Raw genomic sequence first — 2,403 nt, 5'->3', positions numbered from 1 at the left:
CGCCCGCTGGGCGATCCGCTGGAAGTCCGCGTCGAGGGTGAGCGCAACGCCCCCCTCGCTCCTGTAGTTGTCCCGCAGCACCTCGGGCGGGTTGAGGGTGAGGGTGTGGCCCGCCGCGTCGAGGGTGTAGCGCAGCCTGAGGCTGCCGTCGTACTGCCCCAGCAGGCTGTCATACGCCATTTCGATGCCCGCCGCACCGTTCGTCTTTTCGGGGTTGAGATAGCCGACGATGTGGGGCGCGAGCTGTTCGTCCCCGTACCGCCGCACCGCGTCGAACATCTCGATCCCCTTGGCGTAGACCTCCTCCTCCACCGGAAGCAGGTAGGGCTTTGTCTGCGAAGCGCCCGCGGGCACCTGCTCCCCCGCCTCGGCGAGCGCGGTGAACGCCTCGGGCGAGGGCTGCACGGCCGCCAGTTTGCGCACCTCCGTGCCCACCAGGGGCTTTAAGTTGCAGTCGTAGATGATGCCGCGCGTGTTGTCTACATCGAGCAGGAACGCGCTCTGGGTGTTCGCCGCCGAAGCGAGCGTCCCTCCCATCGAAAGCGCGTACACGCGGCAGATCATCCCCGTAAAAATCAGCACCAGCGCCACATAGACGCCGACCGCCCGTCTTCCCATAAGCCGTCTCCTTTGCCGTTTCGTTACCTCTATTGTTGGCGCGGGAGGGCGGATTTTATACGCGCCGCGACCGCGCGGGAAAATTCCCGGCGCGGCGCAGAAAAACGGGTTTTTCCCGGCACTTCTGTGTCAGAAGGATGAAAAGGGGCTGATCTGATGAACCGGACCATTGCTGTTTTGCTCGCGCTGTCGCTTTTTTTGACCAGCTGCGTCGCGCCCGCGCATGCGCCGGCCGCCTCCTCCGCGCCGGAGTCCGCCGTATCCGCCGCGTCCTCAACGCCGCCCGAGCCAAAGGCGCCCGAAACCGCCTCCGAAACGGACGGCGCGGCCCCGGCCCGCGAGGCGTCCGCGCCGCCGGCGGAGGCCGACAGGGACTTTCTCCCCTCCGGCGTCCGGGACCTCACCTACGCCGAGGCGCTCGGAGACCCCGATTTCGGCGGCTGCGTCCCGCAGGAGCTCGCCGAGGGGGTTGCCATGCGGGAGGCCAGCCGCGGCGTGGACTTCCTCTTCATCAGCTTTGAGCAGGCGGTCGGCAGCGCCGAATACCGCGAGCTCGTCCTTTCGATCTCCCGCGCGGAGCCGGGCGACGAGGGGCGTGCCGTCGACATCGGAGCGGTCGAGAGCTACGACGTGCACCTCTACGAAATCCCCTGGGCGGACAGCGTGCCCGCGGAATACAGGGAAACCTTCGACCACCCGCTTTTTTTCGCGGAGGACCTCTCCCCGCAGGTGCTCGCGCGGCGGGTGTACGACCACCGGGAGCCGGGGGACGAGCATGTGGCCGCCGACTTCTCGGTGCTCTGCGAGGGCGGCCTTACGGTCCGCGTCATGGCGCGCAACATCGACGCGCTCGCGCTCTTTGGCCTGCTCGAAAGCCTGCCCGCCGTAAACGCCGGGCGGGAAGCGGACGGCTGACGGCAAGTCAAGACCACGCTTAAAAAGCGTGGCTTGAAAAAGCCCTATAAGGGCTGAATGCGAAGCCAGCGCCTAAATGACGCTGGCTTTCACTTTGTTCAAGCCATGTGCATTGATTGCTTGGCGACCGAACCCTTAAAAGGGTCTGCGTACTCCTTAGTCGTTAGCCTATCTGTAATCTGGTCAGCTTTTTCCTGCTCCCTGATGTACTTGGCGATCGTCGCTTCATTAAGCCCTACCGTACTCACGTAATATCCGGTTGCCCAAAAGTTTCGGTTGCCAAATTTGTATTTCAGGTTGCTGTGCCGATCGAAGATCATCATCGCGCTCTTTCCCTTGAGATATCCCATGAAACTTGAGATGCTCATTTTTGGCGGGATTGAAACGAGAAGATGAATATGATCCGGCATCATATGCCCTTCTATGATTTGCACACCTTTCCATTTGCATAAGTCCCGGATGATTTCCCGTATATCTTCCCTTAGTTGGTGGTAGATGATCTTTCTGCGGTACTTGGGCGTAAATACGATATGATACTTGCATATCCATTTTGTATGTGCTAGACTTTCTGCCATAGAGCAACACCTTTCTTTCGGTTTTTTGATGGCTTGAACACTCATCATTTTACCAGAAAGGTGTTGCTCTTGCTTAAGCTCTTAATCTCACCCGCATAGCGGGTGGCTTTTTGTATGTTAGACGGCAAGACGCCTAACATACCTGCTAAAGCAGGGCGCAAAAAAGGGTCAGCCCAAATGGGCCGACCCTTTTTGAGACGGGACATTCATATCTGTTTTTCGTAGTACTCAATCAGTGCCTGCGTTCCCTGCTCCCCATGACCAAGTTCGATCATCTTCTCATAGAGATGCAGCA

Annotated in this window: 2 protein-coding genes and 1 pseudogene; 1 reads left to right on the top strand and 2 read right to left on the bottom strand. The window is 59.9% G+C overall.

The window, feature by feature from the left end:
• Nucleotides 1-618, bottom strand: a pseudogene (locus RDM88_RS12630) (hypothetical protein); the annotation flags it as partial.
• 156 nt (nt 619-774) lie between these two features.
• Here RDM88_RS12630 and RDM88_RS12625 point away from each other — a divergent pair.
• A complete protein-coding gene (locus RDM88_RS12625; protein WP_308755176.1) occupies nt 775-1,533 on the top strand; it encodes a hypothetical protein in 759 nt (252 codons plus the stop codon).
• A 98-nt stretch (nt 1,534-1,631) separates the two neighbouring features.
• Here RDM88_RS12625 and tnpA read toward each other — a convergent pair whose 3' ends face one another.
• A complete protein-coding gene (gene tnpA, locus RDM88_RS12620) occupies nt 1,632-2,108 on the bottom strand; it encodes an IS200/IS605 family transposase (RefSeq protein WP_308755175.1) in 477 nt (158 codons plus the stop codon).
• Nucleotides 2,109-2,403 lie beyond the last annotated feature (295 nt).

Origin of the sequence: uncultured Anaerotruncus sp. (genome assembly GCF_902490045.1) — a bacterium.
Classification (GTDB): Bacteria; Bacillota; Clostridia; order Oscillospirales; family Ruminococcaceae; genus Anaerotruncus.
This window is presented reverse-complemented; position numbering and strand designations above follow the sequence as displayed.